A 6,922-nucleotide genomic window follows, 5' to 3' on the forward strand; every position below is an offset into this window, starting at 1 on the left:
ATTAAGATTTTAAGGCGTTGATTCCGCCCCGGATGGAGAAGATTTTTTTATCGGGATAGACTTGCTGAAGTTGTTGAGCAGCCTTTTGACTGCGGATTCCACTTTGACAGAAAAAGAGAACTTCCTCCGCATCCTCAAATCGGTCCAATTGACTGGAAAGGGTGGAGAAAGGCACTTTCATCAGTCCTGTACATTCCAGAGGAGGCAATTCACCCGGTTCGCGCACATCCACAAAAGCCACGTCATGACCCATGAGCTTCATGGCTTCATTCCAGGATAGCTGTTTGATTCCCTCACAGGCAAGTTCGTAATCCATCTGCTCAAAATCCTTCCAAGTTTCAGGAATGGAAGATTTGGAATCAGAATTGGCCGAGATTTCCACTTCGTAGGTCTGAGAGGTCAGGCTATTGAAAAAGAGCACCTTGTTTTTCAAAGGCTTTCCAAATCCGCTTAACACCTTGATCGACTCCAATGCCATTAAGTTTCCAATGATCCCTGGCAACACGCCCAAGACGCCTGTTTCCGAACAGTTGGGAATTTCCTTGGCTGAAGGCATTTGTGGGTACAAGTCACGATAGTTGCAGGAATTGGGTCCATGATTGAAAACAGAGACCTGTCCCTCATGCTGATAGATGGCACCAAAAACCAGCGGCTTTTCCATCAGAACGCATGCATCATTGACCAAGTAGCGGGTCGGGAAATTATCCGAGCCATCAATCACCAGATCATAGCCTAAAATGAGTTCTTGTGCATTTTCGACGGTAATGAATTCGGGAAAAATCTCCCATTGGATATCGCTGTATTTATCCTGAAAGTATCGTACCGCCGTTTCGGCTTTGTTTTTTCTCAGATCCTTTTCTCCGAAAAGTACCTGCCGGTTGAGATTGGAAAGAGACACTACGTCCCCATCCACTACCCCGATCTTACCCACTCCTGCCGCTGCCAGGTAAAGCAACACCGGACAACCCAAGCCACCTGCCCCGATCACCAAAACAGAAGACTGCTTCAGCTTGCCTTGTCCCTCGGGACCAAATCCCGGTAAAATCACTTGTCTTTCAAATCTATCCATCACTTATCCTCCTGAAAATGGGGGTAACAAGGCAATTTCCTTGCCTTGTGAAATATCGGTATCCTCCTGAATCATTTTTTTATCCACGGCTAAGCTAAATTTCATGGATTTCAGTCCTGGAAACTGAGCTTCAAGTTGCTTTTTCAAAGCCAAGGAGGTTCCCGGATTCTCTATTTCCAAAGAGTCCGATCCGATCGCTTCAGCAATCATTCCAAAGGCTTTGATTTGGATTACGTCAGGCATGTTTAAATTAATTCCGTTACCAAGTTAAGGGTTAGTATTTTTTTACCCCAAAGAAAGTCACATCAGAAGGGTAAGTTTTTCATGGGAGATAAAGCATGGTCTGTAACAAAAACCTCAGTTCCTCTGAGTATCCACGGTGAATCATCATCCCAGGATCAACTTCACTGCCGCAAAGGCCAAGACAAATGCCAAGAGGTATTTCAGCGCATTTGGGCTGAACTTTTTGGCACCCAAATAGGCACCCAATGCCCCTCCTGCAATCGTCAGGGGAAGTAAAATCCAGAGTTGGGTTGAAAACTCAATGTGGAACACCGATGCCCCCAGAAATCCAGCCACCGAATTGAGAAAGATGAAAAGCGCACTCAAGGCTGCGGTTTCTTTTACTCCTGCCCATCCCAACATGAGAATAATGGGAGAAAGTATAATCCCACCTCCTATCCCGATCATGCCGGAAAGCAAGCCGATAACAAAACCCAAAACCGGGGCCATCCACCATTTTTGCTCCACCCGCAAGGTCTCCGAAATAGGAAAAACGCCCGCAAATCTCAAAACCGGAAAGAGCAACAACACACCCAAAACTTGCTTGTAAATGCCTGTATCTAATAAAATCCTTCCTCCCAAATAAGCTGCAGGAATGGAAAAAATGATTAAAGACAAAAAGAGTTTGGTCGGAAATACACCAGACTTTCGATAGTTCAAAAAGGAGATCATGGACACAAACATGTTTAAAATCAATGCAGAGGGACGGATCTCTTCCGGTGCAAAACCCAACAACGCTAAAATCATCAAGTAGCTACTCGCCCCTCCATGCCCCACCGAGGCATACATGAATGCTGCAAAAGGCATCAAAAAGTAGAGAACTACATCCCAAAGCTCCATGAGATTACCAAGGGTAAAAAGCAACCAAACTTCCTTCTTCCAGGTGTTCCTGCATTTCAGGGATCTCAAGGATCCCATCAGCTTCCCCAAAAGACAATAGGTTGAATGATTCTTGAGCCGGAAGAACAACTGCCCGATTGTTTTCAAGTTTTGCTTTGAGAAAAAAGGTCAAGGGAGCTTTTTTATTGAAATCCGCAGCAATCGGATAATAGACAGGAGAAGTCCAGGCATTGGGATTACCAAGCAAGCGAAGAAGACAGGGCTTTACATATTGAATAAAACAGGTGAGCACAGAGGCAGGATTACCGGGAAGGGCAAAGACCAATTTTTCACCTTTTATTCCTGCAAAAATCGGCTTTCCGGGTTTTTGCTTGACTTTGTAAAAAAGCTGTTGCACACCGTTTTCCTCCAAACTCCCCTTTACAAAATCATAATCCCCTACTGATATCCCTCCGGTCAATAATACTATACCTGAGCTTTCCAAAGCTTCTCCGATCACTCGGCTGACTTCGGATTTTTCATCTCTTACCTTTAAAACTTCTACTTTATCAATTCCCAATTGACTCAAATAGGCCATCAAAGCAGGACCGTTGGCATTGTAGATTTGTCCGGGTTGAAGGGTTTGTCCGATTTCGAGGATTTCGTCTCCGGTCAAAATAACAGAGACTTTGGGCGCGTCAAAGACTCCCACCTGCTCAATCCCCAAAGAGGCCAGAAGCCCGATGGTACCGGGAGTAATCAGGGTGCCTGAGTTCAGGATCAATTCACCCTCCTGACATTGGGATCCTGCCTTTCTGACGTTCATTCCCTGAGTCAATTTTGCCAACTCAAAGAAGACGGTATCACCGACCACATCCACCCATTCTTGTTGCACTACAGTGTCAGCACCTTTTGGTATCGGCGCTCCGGTGAAAATTCGAACCGCCGCTCCTTTTTCCAAGTTAAAATCAGGATTAGCACCTGCCTGAACCACTTGGGCCAGTTTGCGGCTTTCGCCCAAATCTTCCCAGGAAAATGCATACCCATCCATCCCGGAATTATCGAAGGATGGCACATTCATCGGGGCCAACACAGGGCTGGCCGTGAATCTTCCCAAAGCCTGGGATAGAGTCACCTGTGTATTTTTTGGGGAAATGGCAAGGCCTTTCAGCAGTTCCTTGGCTTTAGGCACCTCTATGAACTCATTCATCATCCTCCAATTTTGATCATGCTTCTATTTTCGATGGCATCGGGATTGGCTTTCAGGTAATCCGGAGTAAACTGCCCTCCCAAGGCTGCATGTTTTCTGGAAACAGAAAGCCGGATTAGCGATTCTACTTCCTCTCCTCTACGCAAAGCACCCAGCAAATCCAACTCTTCCTTTCCAAAAAGGCAATTTTTGATTTTCCCATCGGCAGTCAGTCGGAGTCGGTTACAGTCCCCGCAAAAGTGCTCACTCATGGTGGTGATAAAAGCAAAAGTACCCTGAAATCCCGGTACCTGATATTTTTTTGCGGTATCGTGCTTTTTGTCTTCGAGTTTGACCACTTCAAACTTGGCTTTGACCAAGTCCAGCAGCTGCGCGGCGGTCACGACCTTGTTACTTTGCCAGTGATTGCCTTGGAAAGGCATAAATTCGATAAATCGGACATGAAGGGGAAGCTTTTCGGTCTGTTGTACAAATTCACAGATTTCATCTTCGATCAGTCCGTGAAGTGCCACGGCATTGACTTTGACCCGAAAGCCTTCTTTCAGAAGCAGGAGGATATTTTCCCAAACCTGATCCAATTGGTCACGACGGGTGAGTTTGAGAAATTTTTCCCTGTTGAGGGTATCCAGGCTGACATTGACCGAACGAACTCCGGCTTTTTTCAAGGTATCGATATGCTTGTGGATCAGCACTCCGTTGGTGGTCAATGTTAGCTCCACGGGAAAAGCAGAGAGTCTTTCCAAGATTTCCGGAAATTCTTTTCTTACCAATGGTTCACCTCCGGTCAAGCGGATTTTTTTTACACCAAGAGCAATAAAAATCTCCGCCAATTTCAAAATCTCCTCTTTACTCATCAGCTTGGACTGGGGCATCCACTCCATCTCCTCCACCGGCATGCAATAGGCGCAGCGGAAATTGCAGTTGTCCGTAAGGGAAATCCTCAGGTAATCGTGTACACGTCCGAAAGCATCTTGAAGCATAGCCCTAGTTTAGGTAATTGTCCTGTGAAAAACACATGGAATTTTGCCGGGGAACCAATTTAAGGATGAACCCATGAATTTCTTTCATCTCGAATCTCTTACTCTCAATCTTTGATCTCTTCTCTTTCTCAACTCCCCTTCCTAAACTGTGTAGGGCTTTGATTAAGTTGTTTTTTGAAGAAATTATTGAAGTGAGTCACCTCGGTAAATCCAAGCGCAAAGGCCACTTCGGACACATTCCAGGAACTGTGCTTCAGCAACACTTTGGACTCCTGAAGGATGCGCTCACCGATCAGTTGGGTGGTGGTTTTTCCCGTCATTTCCTTCACTGCCCGGTTGAGATGATTGACGTGGATATTCAGCTGATCCGCAAAATCCGATGCGGACCTGAGTTGAATGGAGGTGTGGCTTTCATCAATCGGAAATTGCCGCTCAAGCAGTTCCAGAAAAATGGAAGCAATTCTCAGGGAGGCATTGCCATGCTGGACCTGTTGAATAGCAGCCGGCTGAAGCTTCATCCCAAAATGGATCAGCTCAAAAACAAGATTGCGCAGCACATCATACTTGTACTTATACTCCGAGTCAAATTCCTGACGCATCCTTTTGAAAATTTCCTCTACCTTTTCGGCCTCAGTATCGCTCAGCTCAAATACGTGAGTTCCGTTAGGGTGAAACACCTCATACTGCTGGATTTGTCCGAAATTCACGAAAAAATGCGGGTTGAATATGCAATACACACCCGAAGCATTTTGGCTCATATGATCCCATTTGTAGGGCACCAGAGGATTGGAAAAGGAAAGAGCCTGCTTCTTGACTTCGTAAACGCGGTCGGCGTAATGTACCGTGCTCGCCCCCTTGAAGAACATCACTTTGTAAAAATCCCTTCTCCGGTAAGGAACAGCCTTCATCTTCCCCTCCAAGTAAGGTTCCAAGTAAAAGAGATTGAAATGCCCCAAGTCATTCTTCAGGTTCTCCGGAATCCAATTGAATTTCCGTTTGTAAAATTCCTCCAGGCTTTCTGCTTTTTCCATGATTCCTAGAGTTTATCTTTTTTGTAGTCGTTTGCGAAGTTGTAGTACAAGCCCAAATTCCAGACAAAATCATCCCCAGGAACCGTGGAGTCGATTTTTTGCGTCAGCGTCGAATTAATTCCAATCGGGAAATCATTCTTTTTGAGCGCAAAATTTGAAGTCACGTAGGTTCCTGAGGTATCATCCACTCGAAGAAAGAAAAACTGGGGATTGACCCGCAATTCCATATTCCAGAACAAAGGCAATTCCGAAAACACCGTATTCAAGGCGAGGAAATTGGAGTTATAAGGAGGCGTAGGATTGAATCCATGGCCTTGGAGGTAATATAAGCCAAAACTGAATCGCTCCGAAACCTTGTACATCGGCGCCAACTCCCCGGCCAAAAACCGCTTGGTCACCAGCATTTTCTCCTCCTTTCCATCCACCATCACGGGCATTTCGCTGAAAATAAATGCCGGATGGGCTCCGACATTCAGCGTAAACCGCCGGTCTTTGACGACTTTGTATCGCCACCAAAACACAAAAGACCAAGGCTTTCCATCCATCCCGAATCGGAACATGGGATCGAAAGAAAGCCGCTCCCCTCCCACACTCAAATCAAAAAATACCGCCGGTCGGCCAAGTGTAAAAGATGGGATCAGGGAAATACCATTGTTGGTAGCTGTGATAGTTCCACTGAAGTGATGGCTGGATTTAGCCTCCTGTGAAAATGACTTTGTGAAAACAGCAAAACTTATCAGGATCAAATAGCTGCTTTTTCGCAAGGTGTGACTGGACAATCCTTCCAAAAGGGTTGAGCAAGAAGTTTTGAAAATAGGTTTCATAGGTAAGTTGGGGATAAACAGCTACAAAAGTCGCAAAAGAATCCCTTGGAAACCCGACTATTTTCAAATCAAAACTTATGTTTTTCAAACAAATGTAAACTCGTAGAAGAATCCCTGCCTGATAGGCCGCGGCAAAAACTAAGCTTTATTTTATTTTTTTGTCACCAACAGTATCAAAACTATGACTCCTGCCCAACTGAATGAAGCCACCAAACTGTTTGGCCGCTTTGAAATGAGCAAGGGAAAAGCGCTGGAAAAATGCTTCGAGCATCAGACCCACCACCGAGGTCAGACGACAGTTTACCTCCGCTTGGCCGGTGCGACTCCTCCTCAGGAGAAGTTGTTTTGATCTTCTGAGTAAAAATCCATCCTGGTGAGAGACAACTTTTCCAAAGGTCGCCCCGGTTAGTGTCTCACTAACCGGAATGAAAAATTGATCAAGTGAGTGGAGACACTCACTTGGGCCACAGAATCAACTTTTCCAAAGTTCAAAACTGTGGAAAAGTTTGGTCAACTCTCCGCCCAGGTTAGTGTCCCCACTAACCGGGAATTTAAAAGTGAGTGAAGGCACTCACTTCGGCTGTGGTATAAGCCCAAAATTCTAATGACTGCGAATTTTTGTTTTACATAAAAAATACTTTCCAACTTTATTTTCCGCAAAAAACAGTAAGCCGTACTGGGAATTAGGGTAGCCTGCTCAAAGGCAA

8 protein-coding genes are annotated in these 6,922 nt (G+C 45.4%); 1 reads left to right on the top strand and 7 read right to left on the bottom strand.

The genetic code is table 11. The features are described from left to right. Nucleotide 1 precedes the first annotated feature (1 nt). The 7 genes from DDT91_RS03700 to DDT91_RS03730 all read right to left on the bottom strand — a co-directional run bounded on the left by DDT91_RS03700 (nucleotide 2) and on the right by DDT91_RS03730 (nucleotide 6,215). Nucleotides 2–1,069, bottom strand: coding sequence for a HesA/MoeB/ThiF family protein (locus tag DDT91_RS03700; RefSeq protein ID WP_187174785.1), 1,068 nt, complete (start codon nucleotides 1,067–1,069; stop codon nucleotides 2–4). A 3-nt stretch (nucleotides 1,070–1,072) separates the two neighbouring features. Further along, nucleotides 1,073–1,312, bottom strand: a complete 240-nt coding sequence (locus tag DDT91_RS03705; protein WP_222718592.1) for a MoaD/ThiS family protein — start codon at nucleotides 1,310–1,312, stop codon at nucleotides 1,073–1,075. Nucleotides 1,313–1,456: 144 nt separating this feature from the next. Further along, nucleotides 1,457–2,191: a sulfite exporter TauE/SafE family protein gene (locus DDT91_RS03710; RefSeq protein ID WP_187174786.1), complete on the bottom strand. Its 735-nt coding sequence runs from the start codon at nucleotides 2,189–2,191 to the stop codon at nucleotides 1,457–1,459. A 4-nt stretch (nucleotides 2,192–2,195) separates the two neighbouring features. Then, nucleotides 2,196–3,380: a gephyrin-like molybdotransferase Glp gene (gene glp / locus DDT91_RS03715; RefSeq protein ID WP_187174787.1), complete on the bottom strand. Its 1,185-nt coding sequence runs from the start codon at nucleotides 3,378–3,380 to the stop codon at nucleotides 2,196–2,198. After that, nucleotides 3,380–4,360: a GTP 3',8-cyclase MoaA gene (gene moaA, locus DDT91_RS03720; protein WP_187174788.1), complete on the bottom strand. Its 981-nt coding sequence runs from the start codon at nucleotides 4,358–4,360 to the stop codon at nucleotides 3,380–3,382. The genes glp and moaA overlap by 1 nt, the downstream gene beginning before the upstream one ends. A 128-nt stretch (nucleotides 4,361–4,488) precedes the next feature. Then, a complete protein-coding gene (locus DDT91_RS03725) occupies nucleotides 4,489–5,391 on the bottom strand; it encodes an AraC family transcriptional regulator (protein WP_187174789.1) in 903 nt (300 codons plus the stop codon). Nucleotides 5,392–5,396: 5 nt separating this feature from the next. Continuing rightward, a complete protein-coding gene (locus DDT91_RS03730; protein ID WP_187174790.1) occupies nucleotides 5,397–6,215 on the bottom strand; it encodes a hypothetical protein in 819 nt (272 codons plus the stop codon). Between the two features lie 181 nt (nucleotides 6,216–6,396). On the opposite strand from DDT91_RS03730, the gene DDT91_RS03735 reads away from it, so the two are divergent. After that, nucleotides 6,397–6,564 (top strand): DinB family protein, encoded by a 168-nt coding sequence (locus tag DDT91_RS03735; protein ID WP_255502011.1) that lies wholly within the window; start codon nucleotides 6,397–6,399, stop codon nucleotides 6,562–6,564. Nucleotides 6,565–6,922: the final 358 nt, after the last annotated feature.

Source organism: Algoriphagus sp. AK58 (assembly GCF_014324365.1).
Lineage (GTDB): Bacteria > Bacteroidota > Bacteroidia > Cytophagales > Cyclobacteriaceae > Algoriphagus.